15 protein-coding genes are annotated in these 18,926 nt (G+C 54.9%); 5 read left to right on the forward strand and 10 right to left on the reverse strand.

Annotation, left to right across the window (positions count from 1 at the left end):
• Window positions 1-83: 83 nt before the first annotated feature.
• Window positions 84-815, reverse strand: a complete 732-nt coding sequence (locus AC0L4F_RS03180; protein ID WP_244685261.1) for a hypothetical protein — start codon at window positions 813-815, stop codon at window positions 84-86.
• 889 nt (window positions 816-1,704) lie between these two features.
• Here AC0L4F_RS03180 and AC0L4F_RS03185 point away from each other — a divergent pair.
• Window positions 1,705-1,878, forward strand: a complete 174-nt coding sequence (locus AC0L4F_RS03185; RefSeq protein ID WP_244685263.1) for a hypothetical protein — start codon at window positions 1,705-1,707, stop codon at window positions 1,876-1,878.
• Window positions 1,879-2,068: 190 nt separating this feature from the next.
• Here AC0L4F_RS03185 and AC0L4F_RS03190 read toward each other — a convergent pair whose 3' ends face one another.
• Complete coding sequence (locus tag AC0L4F_RS03190) at window positions 2,069-3,112, reverse strand: IS110 family RNA-guided transposase (protein ID WP_244685266.1); 1,044 nt, start codon at window positions 3,110-3,112, stop codon at window positions 2,069-2,071.
• Between the two features lie 231 nt (window positions 3,113-3,343).
• Here AC0L4F_RS03190 and AC0L4F_RS03195 point away from each other — a divergent pair, with 231 nt between their 5' ends.
• Complete coding sequence (locus AC0L4F_RS03195) at window positions 3,344-4,129, forward strand: tyrosine-type recombinase/integrase (protein WP_244685268.1); 786 nt, start codon at window positions 3,344-3,346, stop codon at window positions 4,127-4,129.
• A 359-nt stretch (window positions 4,130-4,488) separates the two neighbouring features.
• Here AC0L4F_RS03195 and AC0L4F_RS03200 read toward each other — a convergent pair whose 3' ends face one another.
• From AC0L4F_RS03200 to AC0L4F_RS03235, 8 genes are all read right to left on the reverse strand, one after another.
• A complete protein-coding gene (locus AC0L4F_RS03200; protein WP_244685270.1) occupies window positions 4,489-5,829 on the reverse strand; it encodes an McrC family protein in 1,341 nt (446 codons plus the stop codon).
• Window positions 5,826-8,633 carry an AAA family ATPase gene (locus tag AC0L4F_RS03205; RefSeq protein ID WP_244685272.1) on the reverse strand — a complete coding sequence of 936 codons (2,808 nt, stop codon included), beginning with the start codon at window positions 8,631-8,633 and terminating at the stop codon, window positions 5,826-5,828. The genes AC0L4F_RS03200 and AC0L4F_RS03205 overlap by 4 nt, the downstream gene beginning before the upstream one ends.
• A gap of 16 nt (window positions 8,634-8,649) precedes the next feature.
• Window positions 8,650-11,160, reverse strand: coding sequence for a type I restriction endonuclease subunit R (locus AC0L4F_RS03210; protein WP_244685275.1), 2,511 nt, complete (start codon window positions 11,158-11,160; stop codon window positions 8,650-8,652).
• Entirely contained in the window at window positions 11,126-12,049 is a 924-nt protein-coding gene (locus AC0L4F_RS03215; RefSeq protein WP_244685277.1) for a DUF4145 domain-containing protein, read from the reverse strand. Before AC0L4F_RS03215 ends, AC0L4F_RS03210 begins: the two co-directional genes overlap by 35 nt.
• A 23-nt stretch (window positions 12,050-12,072) precedes the next feature.
• On the reverse strand, window positions 12,073-12,579 hold the full coding sequence (locus tag AC0L4F_RS03220; protein ID WP_244685279.1) for a hypothetical protein: 507 nt from the start codon (window positions 12,577-12,579) through the stop codon (window positions 12,073-12,075).
• A 110-nt stretch (window positions 12,580-12,689) separates the two neighbouring features.
• On the reverse strand, window positions 12,690-13,745 hold the full coding sequence (locus tag AC0L4F_RS03225; protein ID WP_244685281.1) for a restriction endonuclease subunit S: 1,056 nt from the start codon (window positions 13,743-13,745) through the stop codon (window positions 12,690-12,692).
• On the reverse strand, window positions 13,742-15,280 hold the full coding sequence (locus AC0L4F_RS03230) for a type I restriction-modification system subunit M (RefSeq protein ID WP_244685284.1): 1,539 nt from the start codon (window positions 15,278-15,280) through the stop codon (window positions 13,742-13,744). Before AC0L4F_RS03230 ends, AC0L4F_RS03225 begins: the two co-directional genes overlap by 4 nt.
• Window positions 15,281-15,314: 34 nt before the next feature.
• Window positions 15,315-16,474, reverse strand: a protein-coding gene (locus AC0L4F_RS03235) for an IS3 family transposase (protein ID WP_244685286.1) whose coding sequence is annotated in 2 segments (ribosomal slippage) — window positions 15,315-16,225 and window positions 16,225-16,474 — 1,161 coding nt in all. Because the reading frame shifts where the segments join, the coding sequence is not laid out codon by codon here.
• 73 nt (window positions 16,475-16,547) lie between these two features.
• Here AC0L4F_RS03235 and AC0L4F_RS03240 point away from each other — a divergent pair.
• The 3 genes from AC0L4F_RS03240 to AC0L4F_RS03250 all read left to right on the forward strand — a co-directional run bounded on the left by AC0L4F_RS03240 (window position 16,548) and on the right by AC0L4F_RS03250 (window position 18,876).
• A complete protein-coding gene (locus AC0L4F_RS03240) occupies window positions 16,548-17,249 on the forward strand; it encodes a type IV secretion system protein (RefSeq protein WP_244685288.1) in 702 nt (233 codons plus the stop codon).
• 122 nt (window positions 17,250-17,371) lie between these two features.
• A complete protein-coding gene (mobC, locus tag AC0L4F_RS03245; RefSeq protein WP_244685290.1) occupies window positions 17,372-17,926 on the forward strand; it encodes a plasmid mobilization relaxosome protein MobC in 555 nt (184 codons plus the stop codon).
• Entirely contained in the window at window positions 17,923-18,876 is a 954-nt protein-coding gene (locus AC0L4F_RS03250; protein WP_244685300.1) for a relaxase/mobilization nuclease domain-containing protein, read from the forward strand. Before mobC ends, AC0L4F_RS03250 begins: the two co-directional genes overlap by 4 nt.
• Window positions 18,877-18,926 lie beyond the last annotated feature (50 nt).

Raw genomic sequence — 18,926 nt, forward strand, 5'->3', positions numbered from 1 at the left:
AGTTTCGTAGAACTTCCATTTCGTTGGATTCACAATCGGAAGAGCTTTGTAAGCTGCTTGAAATAATTCGTTTTGGGTGAACGTTACGTCCGCAGGAGGTTGTAGATCCTCATCCGTTTTAAGACTTCATCCAACAAGTCATCAAAAAAGTCCTGATCTTCTCTTAGAGGGACTTCAGAAATTCGCTGCTTCGCTCGATCCAAATCATAGGATACCTCGATTTTCTCAACATCTTTGTACCAGTAAACACTGCCATGAAGCTCGATCAGGTTTATTTGGGGAACGCTCTTAGAGTGACGATCGAATACCCCGTGGTCCTGAAAATACCTTCCAAAGTTCCGCGCATTCAAAGTGCGCTTAACAAATCCGTCGGTGCCATCATTCAGATGGAAGTCATACGAGCCAAGCCTCAGAAGAGCCTCGGCCGTGTGGGCAATCATCCCATCATAGTTGGTTGTGAAGATGTTAACTCTTTTTTTGTGACTCTTCTTGCTGAGTATCTTCAAAATCGTTTCGACGAACAGGCGGTAGTTTTCAACCGCTGCGTCTTGTAGCGCAGTATTCATAGTCGCATTACCGGGATCATACTCGGCGGCTGGAAGAATAACCTCATGAACATACCAAGAGAAAAGATGCGCTAAAAAGTCTGCATCTTCCTCGTACTTTGTCGCCAACGTTTCGACCGTATGCGCTTCGTTAGAGCCATTCTCCTTAACTCGCAGAGCAAGGGTCGGCAGCAAGCCATAAGACGCCCCAGAGCCAAGCAGAAAATTCAGATTCTTCTCGTAAATGTCTGACTTGTTAATGTTCGGCAAAGTGAATCGTCCCTTGATTGCATGCGTGTAGCACAGCACTTTTTGAGAGGGAGTGCACGCGTTTTGGTACCTACGAAGCTGTTAGAGCACGACAAAGGGAAAGGCGGTACGCCAAGATTGTTCACCCCAGAAAATTCATTACTGATGCTTGCCTTGTTGAACCTTTGAATTCAGACCTCAACTAGAAGAATACTGCCGCAAAGGAGACCTTCGCGCGACTTGCGGTGAAGGTCAGCTTCTCCGCCGACCTTCAGCTGCCGTGCGGTTTCCTTTACGTCGAAGATCGCCGCGGCTTCCGGTTGGCTTCATACATTCATTGCGCTAGCTGAATAATGGACCGCCTCTTAGAGCCGCGGAGGGGCGTTTAGATTGAGCGAGGCGACCGATTTGCAGGGCAAGGGTGCCGGGGCGAGCGAATGACCCGTATGTCGAGCTTGTGAAGCGTGCGAGCTATGCGGTTCGCATCCCGAAGCGCTGTCGTAGACTTATCCCCAGAAACGGAAACTCCAAATATTGGAGTTTCTGGGGGTAAGTCGGTCCCCACATCCTCCCCCCTCCTTGTTAGGATATGCATTTAGTGACAGTAATTCCGTCCTTGGCCGTCAGAGCCGAGACCTATCGATGCGGCAGGGCAGAATTGCTGTCACATTACGTCGACGAAGGCCCCAAACGATCACGAAATGTTACAATTTGGTATATGCGTTTAGTGACAGGGGGAATCGTCGACGATTGTTACGACTGCGTCCCCAAGCTAGATTCAACACACAAACGGATTGCATGGGATCGACGATCTCATTCAGCCCACAGGATGCGCAAATTAACGCGTTTTCAGTGATTTATGGGACCAGTCGTTAGGTGGTCCAAACGGTCGAAGCGGGGTGTCGGGAAGATGGCGACAGGGACAGTGGAACAGAAGGCGCTTAGCCTGCTTGCCGCTCTGGAAAGAGCCGGGAAGTCGGTGAGCGGTATCGCCGTCGATGGGCGCAGGATTGAGATTACGCTCTCTTCGGGTGAGAATCTCGATGAATTTGACAGGATCGACATGCGTCATGGCAAAGCGTGAGCTTCCCAAACACGTCTACCGGCAACGGAACGGGCTCTATTTCCAGCGGCGCGGTTGGGCGTCCCAGAAATTCGAGCACGAGTTTGGGACACCGGAATTCTGGAAGGAATACGCGGATATTCTCTCACTCAAGGATAAACCGCGTGTTGTGACCTCTCGGATTTTTCATGCGTTGATGCTCCTATATTTGTCAAGTGGCAGGAACCAGGTCGGGTGAGGCGCAGAGAGCGCGGTAGATTTCGCGCACGATGTAACGCTTTATGCAACGCACAATTTCGCGTCGGGTTTTGCCTTCCGAAGTTCGTCGAGCAGCATAGGCTTTGGTTCTCTCATCGTCGCGTAGGCGCACAATGGCCACACGGTAGATGGCGGCATTGGCTTGTCGATTTCCACCTCGGTTCAATCGCATCCTGTTGGTCCTGCCGCTTGAGGCCAGGATCGGGCAGACACCGCAGAGCTTGGCCAGGGCGGCTTCGGAATGGATGCGCTCGGGGTTGTCTCCCACGAGGATCAGCATCTCGGCCACGGTCATTGTGGAGATGCCATGCGATTCCATCAACTCGGGTGCTTTTTCCCGGACCAGCCGATCAAGTTCTTGGTCGTGTGACTGGATTTCTGCATGCAGAGCAAGCCAGCGTCGTGCAATCGCGCGCATGGCTGTTTTGGCGGATGCGATTGGGGAAGTGATCTCGCTTGGCCTCAAGGCTGCAACATGGCGCACCAAAGTGATCCTTCCTCTGATTCCGTCGAGCGCGTCACGAAGGTCTGATGGCGCATTCACGATCAGTGTTTTCAGCGTGATCATCGCCTGAGACCTGGCTTTTACCGCGCTGTCTCGCGCAACCTTCAGGTGGCGGATCATCTCCGATGACCCTGTCTGTGTCTTGGCTAAGGCTGTGGCTTGCCCGTTCAGGACTGACCTGGCCGCGCTCTCGGCATCCAGGCTGTCTGATTTGCCATGAAGATAGCGCAGTTGGCGGAGCGGGCGCATGACGTCGAGGACCTTGTGCCCCTTGGCCAGCAGATCTCTGGACAGACCCGCCCCAAAAGAGCCGGTTCCTTCAATACCAAAGGCTTTGACATGACCGAACTGCGAGGCCCAGACTTGAAGATCATGATACCCTTTTCGTGTCGTGGGAATACTCGTGCTCCCCAGACGGGTGCCGTTAGCGTCGATGGCGACGGCAATGTGGTTGGATTTGTGCGTATCGACGCCAATGATAACCTGATCCATGAAAGGCCCTTTCGCTGGAATGGCCCAAGCACCGATCGAAGAGGACAGGACTGTGATGGTACGCCGACCGTCAGGCTCCTATGAGGTCACATCTCGCCCGCTGCCGGGGCAACCTGATGGTCGACACGTCAACGCAATGACACGAAGTCAATCGTAGCATGGGTCAGGCCATCAAGCTGCAATACCACATTCACAATCAAAAGCTATCGCAGCTCGCCGCGCTACCGGAACTTGAAGCCGCGCACGGGGCTGGACTACGACAAGCACCTCGATTTCTTCGCTTCAATCATGGGCGACAGAAATCCCGCGAGGATGCAGCGCAAGGATGTCATTCGCCTGCGCGATGCCAATGCAGAGAAAGCCTATTTCGCGAACTACTCGCTCCGCGTCTTGCGGGTTCTGATGGAGCATTGCGTCGATCTCGGCTGGACGGAGACAAATCCGGCGCGGGGCGTCTCGGAACTCAAAACCGAAAAGACAGAGCGAGAGCCATGGCCGCAGGAACTTCTGGAGGCCTACCGTGCCGCTTGTCCGCTGGACGTCCGAGAGCGGCTGGTGATGGAGCTTTGCGTCGGAACAGGCCAGCGCATCGGTGACGTTCTGGAGATGCGCTGGTCAGACATCAAAGATGGCGCAGTCTTCGTCCGGCAAAGCAAAACCAAAAAGGAACTTTGGGTTCCGATCCTCAACGAATTGCAGGCGGCGCTGGAAGCGGCCAGCCGCCATTCAGTCTTTATCCTCACCAACGAGCGTGGGACCAATCGTTGGTCCTATCGGGGCGCGTCAGCGGCTGTCAGAAAGGTGAGGGAAAAAATTGGTGCCTTGGACTACGACATCCACAGTTGGCGCTATAACGCCGCCTGCGAGTTGGTAGAGGCGGGATGTAGCGACGACCTTGTCGCGGCTGTCACCGGCCAAAGCCCGGCTATGGTCCTGCACTACACCAAGAAGGTCCGCCAGCGGATCAGAGCCGTCCAGGCGCAGCAAAAGCGGACCGAACAGAAGAAGTCGCAATAGCGGCCTTCGCGAGCTTGCCTGACGTCATCAGAAGCGGGTAGGCGCGATAAGCGTCGGCGCTACGCAACGCACTATCTACGGCATAAAATTCCAAAAGCGGGTCGCCATCTGGTGGCCCGTTTTCCTTGGTCGGAAAGCGCAGAATGCGAGCAGAACAAAAACAGAATGTTTAGGCAAATGTTTAGACGCGCCGCGTGGCGCTCATGGAAAATCGGCTAAGTGCTTGATTTTAAATGGAGGCGAGTAGGAGAAATCGAACTCCTGTACACGGATTTGCAATCCGTATGCAGGTGCTGTTTTTATTGGATAAAATTGTAAACTGAGCCGAAATGTGGTGGTAGTGAAATCAATGAGTTACCTTAGCGTCTGTAAACTGAATTTTGGGCTGAATTGTCAGGTTTTGACAAGCTCGTTTCCAGTGATGTCTTGACCAAATGTACCAGTGACGTGGTTACCTGAGAATGCCTCCGCGACACGTCAACTGTGGATACAAAGAGCTTCTTGCGGGCCCCTGCAGAACCAATTGAGTAAGCCTGCGGCGGCTGGCTGCCAGGCAGCCCATGGTGATGCGGGTAGAGCAGCATGACGCGGTCGCATTTGTAGAGTTCGGAATAAGCCATCAACTGATACACATCGCCCTGGCTAATGCCTTGTTTGGCGTCCTCAATACGGGGAGATATGCGTTTCCACTTTGTGTCGATGACCATGGCCACTTCACCATGGTGACGAATTATGATGTCAGGGCGCGTTCTAAATCGGCCTTGTTCCCCCTCAAATAAGCAGTCCTTTTGACCACCTTGGGAAGTAGCTGTGAACGGGGTACCAGCAAGCCCTCGTTTGAGGAGCTTGGTGACATACTCCTCAAAGAGCACATTCATTTCAAACAAGAGCGCATGGCCATCGGTGGCCCCCGCATTCGTTGTTTGGTGACGATCTCCTAAAAGCAATTTGGCAAGTGACAGTAGCTCGCGCCATCGGTCATTGGTGCGATCAAGTGTAATACGGTCCCAGCGAAGCGCCGAGGGTGCGACGTCGGTGATGTCGGCGTAGGCAAAAGAGAGTTCACGTAGAGACCTCAGGTTATCGGCGGAGGTCGCAACCCGAGACAGTTTAGAAATTGCGGCCTTCATGACCCGATTGAGGTCAATGTCCGGAGAGAGTTCATCATATTCGCACGCCAGATGCTGGGGCTGTGCCGCAAGAACAGAAAACTGCCTTGTGACATTCAGACGCCCACGCAGCGCTGGTAGATCGTCCGTGTGGGCGATGTAGCGACGCGGGATCCCATGACGTACGGCTTCTGTCATCTTGTTGCAGAAGATCCTGATCAGGATCTCAAGCAGAGTGTCGCGCTGCCATCCCAGACTCGCTGTATTCTGTGCGTCAATTCGAAGATCGCGCGCCACAGACAGCATATGAACAAGACGTCGGCGTAGGGTTTCTGGTGCTGCGTCGTGCTCCCCTGATGCTTCAATTTTGGGGAGTATCTCAAGCTGGCAGTCTGTGGCGGCAATCACTCCGACGACACCCCGAGCGCGCAGGTGTTTTCGGCGGTGTTCTAAAACACCTTCGCCGCTACTCCCCGCAAAAACTGATTGTCGCGCAACTTTAGCGAGGCGGTCAGCCTGACCTTCGGAAATGGGATCACTCTTTGCTCCGAAGGCAATCTTTTTCCACTCGCCAATGGTATGCGGCTTCATTGGCTGGTCAATCTCGTATATTCAAAGCCTTCATCTGCATCCTTGAGGCTCCAGCGGAACCGGGTTGGGCCGTCCGCTTCACTGTCCATGCCAGGAGGGGCCTTCAACAGCTCTCGCTTGAGAAAGCCGCCAATGATTGGCCCTTCATGCGCCTCGGCATCCCCTAATACTGCGGCAACCTTGTGCCAGTCCTCGAAGAAGTATTCGGCCAGAAGAGGAATTACCTTATGGCGCATTGTTTGATCAACGTCATTGCGGGATGCGCAGCCAATGAAATAGGCATGCCCGATCCGATGCTCGCGGTCATAGAGATATTCGATGCGATCGTTGATTACGCGCAGGATTTTGGGCAGGTCCAGCCCACATCGCCGCGCCGCGTCGCGCAGGGTTTCGGGATCGGGCTCGATCTCTTTGAATTCGAACCTGCGACGCAGGGCGGTGTCAAGGAGCGCAATAGAGCGGTCAGCGGTGTTCATGGTGCCGAGGATATGTAGATTGCTGGGTAGCCCGAAGTCTTCGCCAGAATAAGGCAGTCGAACCTTCAGAGCATTTTCCATCCCCAACCGTTTGTCCGGTTCGATCAGGGTAATCAGTTCACCGAAGACTTTAGAAATGTTCGCGCGATTGATCTCATCGATGATTAGCACATGTGGGAGCTGTTCGAGGACCGCTTCTTCATTCACGCCATTGATCAGCCGGAGAAGGGCGGGCTTCTTTAGCTTGCTTTCCCCCAGGCGGTAGATCGAACGCATCGTGAAATTCGAGCCGTATAAATCTGATACCGGAAGCCCCTGGGGGTTTACCCAAAGCCAGTTCACGGCCCTGCGATGGCAATATTTTTGATTGTCTCTCTGCTTGTACTCATACTCTCCCGTCACTTCTCCGATTGCTCGGAACAGACTATTGCCCTTCGAAACAATTAGGATATCACCGACCTGAACCTGGTTGCGGAAGGCATCAACAAGAGCGACTTGGCCGGATTGTTTAGTGACAGGTCCTTCGCGGCGCCCCTCGGCGCGGCATATCTTCAAAATTTCTTCAGGGTCGGTATATATGGGGTCGCTGAAATCAATGTCTTCCCATCCTAAGAGGGTGTGACCTTCCGAGATTGCCTCATCGAACAGGTATTGTTCAGAAGGGTCCTTTCCGGCGGCTATCGACATTTTGAAAACCTGTCGACCCTCCAAGGAGAAGTCGTCGTCCCCACTGCTTTCGGATCCGCCGAACTGAGCTTGCTCTGCCATTCGTCGAATAACGCCAGGGACGGTTTGCAGCCGAAAACCGGTTCCAGAGCTGCCGTCTCCCTCTACATCTGTGGTAGGTTGCCGGCCTTCGACAAAGTCCTCGTAGGACATCGATTGATGGAAGGTTACAAATTCGATCCGCTTTTCAGATTTGAGGCGGTTGTAGGCCTCCATTACATCCTTGCGGTCTTGCGGCACCTCTTCGCCACACAGGCGTAACGCCTCGGTCGCTGTCGCATGTGTTTTGCCTGTACCAGGGGGGCCGTAGAGGATCAGGTTCTTCGCTTGTTCCATATCTAATCCCTGTTCTGGCCGTAGTATTGTTTCCGGTGTGCTTGCGCCGGCGGTACGGGTCAATTGATAGGTGAATTCGGTCGTGCTGCTGGGCTGCGGCTCTGTGTAAGTGGGTTTGGGAAGGCCTGTCATTTCTTGAAATTTCGAACCCAAGAGTGCGCTGCAAATGTTTGGATGAGAGTTTTGTAGACCTATTTCTTTTCCAAGGTCCCCAGCTTTGATCGTAACGGAAGCCTGTCCCGCCTCGCGGGCTGGTTCGATATGGTAGTTTAGTGCGCAAGCCCGGATGCGATCGGCATCTCGAATGAGGTGGCTATAGCGCTCTGGCGGCTCAACAGGGGTATTGTCCTGATCTACGATAATGTAGCCAGCATTGTGGAGACGGGCGGCTGCATCCGATTTTTGCCCCCACCCGCCATTCAGCGTCGTTTTTCCGAGTAGAAAGCCAACCAGTGGTTTGGTCGGGTAGGGCTTTGTGGCCGTTCTCCGCGTTGATCTCACCCAGTAGTCTCTGGGATCACCGAAAGCATCAAACACCTCTTTCTGGGAGCCATCAAGTACATAAGCGTCATAGGCGACCATGGCCGCTTCAATATTCTGCCGAGAGAAATCGGCGGGTTGCCTGTCTTTCTCTTTGTTGTCGATCAGTTCAAAGCCCAATTCTTTCAAACGCTCGAATGACTGGCTTTCACCGAAGCCGTTGAAGAACTCCTTGGCAGTCAAGGCAGGCCCGTCTGGTAACTTCGCGACCGCCGTGGCTACGATCGCTTTTGCAGGGTAACGTAGCGCCTCACCGTTGTTATGGTCGGCCTCAGCGACCGGTCGTATCGTCCAAACCTGCGGCTTTCCGAAGCTGCGGTTTTGTAAAAATGCTTTGAGCCCCTCCGTGTCGCAGTCATCCATTGCAGCGATGATTTCGGATTTAGTCAACTCTCGAAGGTAATGTGAGTGCTCCAGTTTGTTGGGCATGGATGAGCTGTTGCGAATAAAGTCAGCATATAGGCTAATGGATTGGCGCAGGCTTGCCAGGCCGTTCCTTAGATTGCCATCAATCTGCACAGGCGATGGATTGGGTGCATTGTTTCTCTCATCTTCAGTACTGTACGAAAACCGTCGCAACAGATCTTCTATTTTTTGCTCTGCAAGAACCTCATCCAAATCCCCGATCGCATTCTCAACTCGGCGCGCCGTGCTAATTCTGGAACCTATTGATCTTTCACTTTGGCCTTGGGCTTCGAGCCATTTTCGAAATTCAGTTTCTTGCATCTTTAGCTCTCAATATTCAGGCCGCGACCGCCGCGTCGTTTACGGATTTTACGATCCGAATAATCTCGGCCGCATGATCCTTCTTAAAAACGCCGGCAATTCCGAGGTCATCAATGTCTGAAAAAGGACTTTCATAGAAAGTCCTGGGTTCCACAATTCCGCTATCGGTGAGGTGATCAATGATCATATCAATGAATTCTGTTTGATCAGGATTTAGCTGGTGCGTTGACATGAAAGCGCTGAAGGCTTGTTTTGCTGCGGCGCGGTCGAGTCCGATCAATCGGCGCAGGAATACTCCCAGCGGTTCCTCCTCTTGGAGAGCAGAGAGCGTCTTTGTGTCTGAAACACCCTGTTCGATCAGCATTTTTTGGAGCTCTTCAACATCAGTGCGTGTGAGAGCCTCTGCGCGATGAATTTTCTGCAGGGTGATGTGATCCATATGTGTTTCGACAAATTTGCGGACTTTCATTTTGAACCGCGCCTTGTCTACCCCGGTGCCTACTTCTGGGAGATCTATGGTCTCATTACCACCAATCTCATCTTCAAAGTCGGTTATCACGACCTTGCGTTCCTTAGGTTGGATTAGGTCTGCGAGCATGCGTAACTTGCGTCTGACCTCCTCCAGGATATCGACTGAAATATCAGTCCAAAATTGATCTGTTTGCATTTCAAGGATCAGTTCCATCTGCTTGGCTACAGTGGGAACGTTGGATAAACCCTCAAGAGCAGAGGAAAATTTGATCATTCGCATTTGCAGCCGTTGAAAACCGGCATCACCGCGTAGCAGAAGCAGCTGTGCGTTCAACACCAGAAGATCGAATTGCTTCGCAGGCAAATGGTCGTCCTGGAAGGCAGATGGTAGACCCGCGATCTCATCAGTCAGCGTGATCCTTGCGTCGAGATCCAAAGTTGCCCAGCGATCTATCTTTTTGAATTGCTCTACCGCGCGGCGCTTGTCGCGTACCATGAAATTTTCGAGGTTCATGCCAGAAACCTCATCAAAGAGGCGTTCCTTCAAAGATTTCTCCAAGTCAGCATGAGTGCCTTCCTGCTCTTGTAGGTCCCCGATTAGCTCCACACGCGTCTTAAACAGACGTTCACCGATTGGAAGCGCTGTACCGGCATTCCGGGCATCCGGGTTCTCACGAAAAAATTCCAGGTTTTGACAGAAGTCGAAAATGATGAACTCTTCTTTGTCCTCACCGGGCGCGAATAGGTCCTCGCGCAAGCGAGTGCCGCGACCGACCATCTGCCAGAACTTTGTCTTGGATCGCACAATTTTGAAAAACACGAGGTTCACGACTTCTGGAACATCAATGCCCGTGTCCATCATGTCGACGGACACCGCGATGTGCGGCGGTTTCTCCGGCTCGGAAAAATCATCTATCAGTGATTGGGCATAGGTGACGCTGTAATCAATCAATCGAGCAAACTGCCCAGCCAGGTGGGGGTAATTTTCGTCGAACCTCTCAATGATGAATTGAGCGTGTTTGCTGTTCTTGGCAAAGATGATGGTCTTTCCCAGCTGATCACCACCCGCGACTTTGATACCGTTTCGCATTACGTGCTCAAGCACCTTATCGACAGTATCCTTGTTGAATAACCACTTGTTCAGATCGTTAGATTCAACCCGATCCGGGATCGTACCGTCCTCATCCCATTCAATCGCGTCCCATTCGTCTTTCTCGTGGTCTGAAAGCTGATCGTATGCAATCCCGTCGCGTTGAAACTTCAAGGGTACAGAAATTGATTTCGGGGGCACAAGATAGCCATCCTGCACCGCGTCATCCAGATCATATGCATCGGTCGGAACACCACTCTCAAGGTTAAACAGAGAATAGGTGTTGTGATCGATCTCATCTTTTGGTGTGGCAGTCAGACCCACCAGGAAGCTGTCGAAGTACTCAAAAATTGCTCGATATTTCCGGTAGACGGATCGGTGTGCTTCGTCGATCACGATCAGATCGAAATGTCCCGGCCCGAAGCGCTTTTCACCCCCTTTAATCTCATCAATCAACCCCATCATGGTGGGGTAGGTAGAAAGAAATACCCTCGCGCCGGAATGGTCATTGCGCGCAGGGTCATGCCGTTCCAAGAGGTTTGCGCTCGGGGTGGCAGGCAGGTGTGTCTTGAAGGCCCCATGTGCCTGCTTCACCAGTGCCACACGGTCAGCAAGAAACAGCACGCGCTTGACCCAGTTGCCGCGCATCAGCTGGTCGATCAGGGCAATGACGGTCCGAGTTTTGCCGCTGCCAGTCGCCATCACAAGCAACGCCTTGCGTTGGCGATCCTTTTCAAAGGCTTGTCCGATACGGCGGATCGCGCGCTGTTGGTAAAACCGCCCTGCGATCGTCTCATCAACGGTCACATCGTCAAGAGTTTTCCGGTTGCCTCGCCTTTGTTGCAACAGCTCCAATTCATCGCGTTTCAGGAAACCAGATATCTTCCGAGGGGGATACCGCAGATCATCCCAAATCCAGTGTTCATAGCCATTAGTGGTAAAGATCACCGGACGCTGGCCGTACATCTTTTCCAGACAGTCCGCATAGAGCTTGGCTTGTTGCTGACCTGTGCGAGAAATCCTTCTTGGTGCGCTTAGCCTCGACCACCGCCAATGGCTTCCCATCAGCTCCCCAAAGGACATAATCGGCAAATCCTTTGCCGCTCTGGCTCGGCATGCCTTTGACCAGGTATTCGCGGTCTCGAGGCTGGTCCAATGCCCAGCCGGCCTCGTGTAGCAATAGATCAATGAAGGCATCGCGGGTGGCGGCCTCCCCATAGTCGTGATCGTCCTGAATTGCCTGATTAGCTTTGCGCGCGGCTGCATATTCGGCGCGAAGACGCGCCAGTTCTTCCTCTACTGCCTTGCGACCTTCCTCAGAGGCCTTGCGCGCTTCCTCAGCTTCTTCAGCGCGTTTATTGGCGGCTTTGACATCTCCTTCAATCTTCTGGATCTGTGCAACCGTGCTGGCCGAGATCGTCAGGGATCTTTCCAATTTGCCGATGTCGAACGATAGGGCGGGATCAGGCTTCGCCCCCGTCGCATAGGTGCGGGCGATCCAGTAGCAGACATGGAACAGCTCGCGCACCGTAGTGGCAGCGTCTTGCGGTGTCAGGGCCTTGCCGCTGTCATGAGCGGCGCGGTTGCCCTGATCTTTGATGTATTTCGCCTTGGTGGTGATGGCAGGACCCGTCAGCGCCTCAAGGCTGGGTTCTGCGATCAGGGCGGCCAGCGTGCGCTCATAGGGATGGCGCAGGGCGGGATCACGACGGTAGAGCCATTTCAGCGCCGTCTCCAACGTCAGTCGCGACCAGAAGCACGCGCCGCGTGGATCGGACAGGGCCAGTTTTTCCGCCTTCTCGGCGTGTTGCTTCAGGTCTTGAAAATTGGTGGAGAGAAAAGAAAATTGGGACATTAAAACAACCTATGCGAATGGCATTACCTTAATGCGGGAAAATCTTTGCGAAAGGCCTGTTTTGCCTCTTCCCACTTTTCTTCTCCCTCCGGCGACAAAACCCAATTGCAATTGACTGTGTTCAGCACGTCGTAACCTGCGTCTTTCAACCCATCACAAAGCAGCTTTTCCATCGCCCCCACTTGATCGCGAAGCGGTTTGTGGCGTTCCATCAATGTGGCGCGGTCGCTGCCGTCATGATCCACTTGCGGGTAGATCGGGCCGTGGGCGATCAGCTCGAAGCTGGTGCAGTCTTCTGGCGTGACACCATGGGCGATCAGATTGCGGCGCAGGGCGTTTGAATTGGGGGATGTGCCAAGGTGCTGGCCCATCCGTGTAAAGGGTGCTGCGGCATGGGGGCTGGAGTTGTCGCCGGTGCGGCCAACATAATGCAGCGCCCCATTTGGCGTGGCGATGCGCCAGACATAAAGCCAGAACCCCCGTTGCAGCATTGCCCCCGGAAGGGTAAGGCGATGGAGCGCAGCGGCCATGTCAAAGCTCACCGCGAAAGGCGCGGTGTTGAAGGGAGGCAAATAGCGCGTTGTTGCAATTTTCTGTTGCCCGTGCATCATCCTGTAACGTCTGAATACCCCCTAAACGTTTAGTGAACTCGTACTGAATTGTTAACGGTGGAAGCGGAAATCTTTAGGGCTTTGATAATACCCATATTCATCCCCGGCATGACCGCGCCTTTGGCTTCAACACCCAATTGGCGCAACACGTTAGGATGATGAAGAAAGGTCGCTTGGAGAAAATATGGAAGTATCTTTTGGCTGTCTAAAGTTAGGCAACACAGGTGCTTTGTGTTGATGGAGATAGGGATGTCATCAGGCACAACTGCGCAGCGCCCGCACGTGCCCATGATTGTAATCAGCACATCGTTGGGTAAGACGGTAAAGCGCTTTAGCGCTTCGTATTTTTCGGGCGTGATGTATCTTTCCTTCGCCCATCTGAACTGGTTTGAAACCGCGTTGTCGATCCCCAGAACGGGAATTCCTTCATCTACAAACTCGGAAACCAAAAGCTGACTTCCAAACGGTCCGGTTCGCGCATTTTCTGTGACTTCTTCAACTGTGACGGTCGGCCAAGATGGGTCGGAATTTGCAACAAACATCTCATGAAAGATCGCCTGTCCGAGGGTGTTGAGTTTGTCGAGGGCGCGGGTGCGGAGGCGGCGGAGTGCGTCCGCCTGATCCAATATCCCCGCAATCCGCTTCTGCTCCTCCAGCGGCGGGAGGGGGATTTTGATTTGTTTGACACCTTCTGGTCTTGCTCGCAGAAGTGATCCACCAACACCGGCAACGGTTTGCATAAACTCAGTGTTGAAAGGGTCTGAGACCAGAATTTGACGCAAATAATTTGGATCGAACGCATCGCCTCGAAAGGTGATCCACTCTCCTGAGGCAATCTGGCGGTTGGACCCTCTGGGCGAGACAACGCAGGAGCGCCTAATATGTGGCACAATTCGAGAAAGGAGAACATCGCCGGGCTCAATGCATTTTTTCGATAAGCCTATATTCGAACCAAGAAGGACTTCAGGCTTTCCAGCATCAAACGCAGGTATGCTCCAAAGCTCAAAAGTCTCATCAGGAAACTTGGCTGGATTTACGCTCGGGATCTTTGAGGGCATGAATTCACCCAAGGGGACCATGTTCATCCCAACATCCCCTCCAACCGATCCAACCCTTCGGCGATCTTACCCTCCAGTGCGCGTAGCTCGGCGATAATCTCGGCGGGGGATTGGTGCTCAACCTCTTCATGCTCGATCTCTTTGTAGCGGTTCAGCGACAGGTCCCATGATCCGGTGGCGATGATCTCGGACGCGGGCACCATAAAGCTTTGCGCGGTGCGGGGGCGGTCGGCCTCACTCTCCAGCGCTTGCCAGCGGGTCAGGATATCGGGCAGGTTGTTTTTGGCGTGCTCGTCCTCGGTCAACGCCACTTCCGGCACGGGGCCAAGCTTGGCGTCCTCCAGCAGCGGCGTGCGCTTGTCATCAAGGCTCATCCCGTCGGCGGTCATGTCATAGAACCAGACGTTATCCGTACCGCCGCTGTTGGTCTTGGTAAAGATCACGATGGCGCAGGACACGCCCGCATAGGGGCGGAACACGCCCGAGGGCAGTTTGATGATCGCCTCAAGCTGGTGATCCTCAACCAACATTTTGCGGATGTCCTTATGCGCCTTGGAGGAACCGAACAGCACGCCATCCGGCACAACCACCGCCGCGCGCCCACCGGTGCGCATCAGGCGCAGGAACAGCGCCATGAACAGCAGCTCGGTCTTTTTGGTTTTGACGATCTTGAGCAGGTCTTTGGACGTGGTGTCATAATCCAGCGATCCGGCAAAGGGCGGGTTGGCGAGGATCAGGGAATAGCGCCCTTCATCGGCGCCATGTTCCTCGGCCAGACTGTCGCGGTACGCGATGTCGGGGTTGTCCACGCCGTGCAGGGTCATGTTCATCGCGCCGATCCGCAGCATCGTGCTGTCAAAGTCAAAGCCGTGGAACATGGAGTTGTGGAAGTGGTCGCGCTGCTCAGGGTCGCGCAGCATCTTGGGGTGGTGGTCGCGCAGGTATTCGCCCGCCGCCACCAGGAAGCCGCAGGTGCCCACAGCAGGGTCGCAGATGATGTCTTTCGGCGTTGGCGCCATGAGGTTGACCATCAGCTTGATGATATGGCGTGGTGTGCGGAACTGGCCGTTCTGGCCCGCACTGGCGATCTTGCCCAGCATGTATTCAAAGACGTCGCCCTTGGTGTCGCGGTCCTCCATCGGGATGTCGTCGAGCATCTGCACGACTTTGGCCAGCAGGTTGGGGTTGGAGAAGCCCAGTCGCGCGTCTTTCATATGGGTGCCGTAAGAAGATCCTTCCTCACCCATCTGGCGCAGAAAGAGGAAGACGTGCTTATCCACAATACGCATCATCTCGCGGGCCTCAAAATTCTTGAAACGGGACCAACGCAGGTTGTCGTAGGGTTCGCCCTTGTCATCCGCGCCGTCAGGGAAAATGCGGCGTTCCATCGGGGTGCCCAGCATCTCGGCTTTGCTTTCCTCGCGGGTGTGGATCTCGTCCAACCGCTTAATGAACAGCAAGAAGGTGAGTTGTTCGATGACGGAGAGCGGATTGGAGACGCCTCCAGACCAGAAGGCATTCCAGATTTGGTCGATTTGCGTGCGGATGGTGCCTGTGAGCATTGAAGGGCTGACCTGCCCCCTGCTGGTCCCTCATTCATAATGAGAGTTTGCAGGTTGAATCTGGGTATTCGGCTTCCGCGTCTGACGCAAGCGCGCCGGGCGCGGAGTTTTCAAATTGCTCAAGCGCACGGCGCGCTTGCAGCGGCGTTTGGTTGCCCAAGGACGAGTGTGGCCTGACCGTGTTATAGTCGTAACGCCATAGGGCCAGCTTGCGCCGCGCATCATCCAGGCTGTCGAAGATCTCCTCGTTCAGTAGCTTATCCCTGAGACTGCCGTTGAAGCTCTCGATGAACGCGTTCTGCTGCGGCTTGCCCGGATCGATGTAGTGCCACGGCACCTCGTTCTCGTCGGCCCATTTCAGGATGGCCCGACTGGTGAACTCAGTTCCATTATCGCTGACAATGCAGCCGGGCTTTCCGTAAAGCCGGATCAGAGCGCTGAGCTCCCGGGCGACCCTTGCGCCGGAGAGGCTGGTGTCCGCGATAAGGCACAGGCATTCCCGAGTGCAGTCATCGATCACTGCCAGCATCCGGAACTTCCGCGAGGCGCCGAAGCTGTCGGATACGAAGTCCAACGACCAACGAGCATTGGGATACGCCGCAACTGGCATCGGCACCCTGGTGCCACGCGCCCGTTTCCGGCCGCGCCGCCGCTTCACGGACAGCCCTTCTTCGCGATAGACCCTGTAGAGCTTCTTGTGGTTCATGGTCATGCCCTTGCGCTCCAGCAGCACGCCGATCCGGCGGTAACCGAACCTGCGCCGCTTGGCAGCGATGTCCTGCATCTCCTTGCGGATCTCGGTACAGTCCGGTGGGCGTTCTCGCCGGACTGTTTTGGGATCGACACCGACAAGCCTGCAGGCCCGGCGCTGCGAGATGTCATGATCCCGCATCGCCCGAAGCGCCGCGTCTCGCCGCTTGGTCAATGTCGTCAATTCTTTCCCAGCAAGTCTTTCAGCACGACGTTGTCGAGCATGGTATCGGCCAGCAGGCGCTTGAGCTTGGCGTTCTCGTCTTCGAGCGCCTTCAGCCTGGCGGCCTCAGAAACTTCCATCCCGCCATACTTGGCCTTCAACTTGTAGAAAGTCGCCGTGCTCAGCCCGTGCCTGCGACACACCTCCGCTGTCGGCATCCCTGCTTCCTGTTCTTTGATCATACCGATGATCTGCGCCTCGGTGAAACGACTCTTTCGCATCTGTCTGCTCCTTCAGAGTTGGCGCAGACTCTACATTACGGTGAGGGATTTCGCGGGGGGCAGGTCACGAGCAATGAAGCTGTTCGTGATCTGGACTTTGGTCGTTCAGGCGGGCTCTTACACGGCTTGGGTGGGCAGCACCATCACCGAAGGGCTACCCGAATTTGTTGACCAGCTGACGGGCGGTGGAGAAGGCAATGTGCTCCCTTCGGATTCGATTTTTGCCAAGACCAACAGCGTTGCCCAGGATGTATTGGAGTTCTATGCGCAGAAGGGCGGGGTGAGTAGCCGGGTCGCGGGGCCCTTGTATTATTTCTTCACGATGGCCGCAGGAGTCTTGCTGAGCGCAATTGCGTTCGGGTTCTCTCTCCTAGTCACCTTGGGTTTAACTCTGCTAGCTGCGATCGGACCTCTATTCATTTCTTTCGCCCTGTTCAATTTCTCTCGAGGTTGGTTCTTTAGTTGGCTGGGACAGCTGATCAATTTCACGATCTACAAGGTCTTGCTCTATGTCATGGCAATCGTCATCCTGAGAATGTTGGAGAATGCGCTCACGGCCAATTCTAAGCTTGGGGTAGTCATCGGACTGTTCTATTTCCTGGGCATCGTCGCCACGAGCTTCTTCCTGTTTTTCCTCCTGCCCTCGATGGCATCGGCGCTGAGTGCAGGCGCAGGCGCATCGACAGGCATGGTCCAGCGCGCAGTTGAGCGGCGGCTAGGCATCCCTTCCAAGAACTCCAGCAGCTACGAAGGCAGCGCCACGCGAAATGGATGATGAAGTCCTCAAAGAAGGCGATCTCAGCAATGTGAATGTGGTCCGGGACCACATCTGCGCGTCGGTTGAGCTCTAATGCAGGATAGGCGAAGCGCCAGCAAGTAGGCCACTTTTGAGTAATTATGCCCACAGAGAAAAAAGCCGCCAAGACGTACCTACCGCCGGAGCGCCATGCGCAGTTGGCGGCTTTGGCAGCATCGGAAGGGCAAACGGTGTCGGTCCTTCTGGGGCGTTTGATTGGCCTGGCACTGGAAGGAGAGGGGACCACCTCTCCGCCAGATCGTCCGCAATCGCGCGCGCGGCGAGAGGGAAAGGTGACAGTGCGACTGGCCGCGGATGTGCGGCAAGATCTCGAGGAGGAGGCGCGCTCCCAAGGGGTCACGATCTCAACCTGGACCGCCGCTCTGCTTTCGGCTCGGATGCGACAGGCACCGCAGATGGTATCGGGCGAGAGACGGGGTGTCCGGGCTGCCTATCGCCAACTGCGCGGCCTGGCTGTCAACACCAACCAGATTGCCCATGCGCTGAACCGAGGTGTCCTCACCGGGGCGGGTGCCAACCTGACCAAGGCTGAAGTCGAAGGCTTGCGCCGGGATATCGCGCAGCTGCGCAGGGCGCTCAGTGCCTATGCAGAAGGCCGCTTCCAGTTTCAGTCGGGGCAGGGTGAGGAGACATGAGCGATTTCAAGTCTGAGATGGGTTTCCAGGACTGTTGGGACCCGGTGGCAAACTCGAAGTTGAACAAACCTGCCGGTGGATCAGTCGGTGGCGGGGGCAAAAATCTCAAGACCGTCGCTCTGACTGCGGATCGTCCCTCTGCCAAGGCGCAGACGATTCCGGCGGCAGACAAAGCGCGTCTGGCGCGTATCGTCAAAGGTGTGCCGGAGGTCATGGTGAAAGTGTCCAAGCCCGCCAAAAACGACAAGACAGGTAATCCGACCAAAGTTACCCGAGCATCTGAAGCGGTAAGGGTCTCAGAACACCTCGCCTACATCAGCCGAAACGGAAAGCTCGAGGTTGAGAACGATCTAGGCGAGGTCTTCAACGGGAGAACGGAGGTTGGTGCGATCTATCGCGAATGGATGGAAAAGCACGACGAGGATCGCCGTGAAGGTTCAGCCACGGATCGGACCAGGATCACGACCAGCATTGTGTTTTCGATGCCGGGTTCGGTGAACGCAGAAGCGTTGAAGGATGCGGTCAGGGCATTGGCTGTGCAGGAGTTTCAGGGGAGTCACGACTATGCGATGGCCCTGCACACGGATACGCACCACCCCCATGTGCACCTGACGCTGCGCACCGTAGGCGCGGACGGCCAGAAGCTAAATTTGCGAAAGGCGGATCTGCAACGTCTACGCGACACGTTTGCCGAGAAACTTCGGGCCCGTGGGATCGAGGCGGAATCCACCCCCCGCCATGCCAGAGGTGTGGCGCGGCGGGGTGAGGTCACACCTGTTTATAAGATCAGGCAACGAGGCGGTAAGCCTTTGGCTGATGCGCGAAAGATCCGTCAAGTTCGGCGCGATCTCGACGACAATGGCGGGCGCCTGCCGCAGAAGGCATGGGACGATGCAATGATTGCGCGGCGCAACCGGGTGATGGCGACTGACCTGCCCACGCTAACGTAGCCCTTCCAGAAGAAAGTCGGGTGTGATACCCGATCTGGGAAAGTCGGGTG

It is taken from the genome of Marinovum sp. J2-8 (assembly GCF_055808435.1).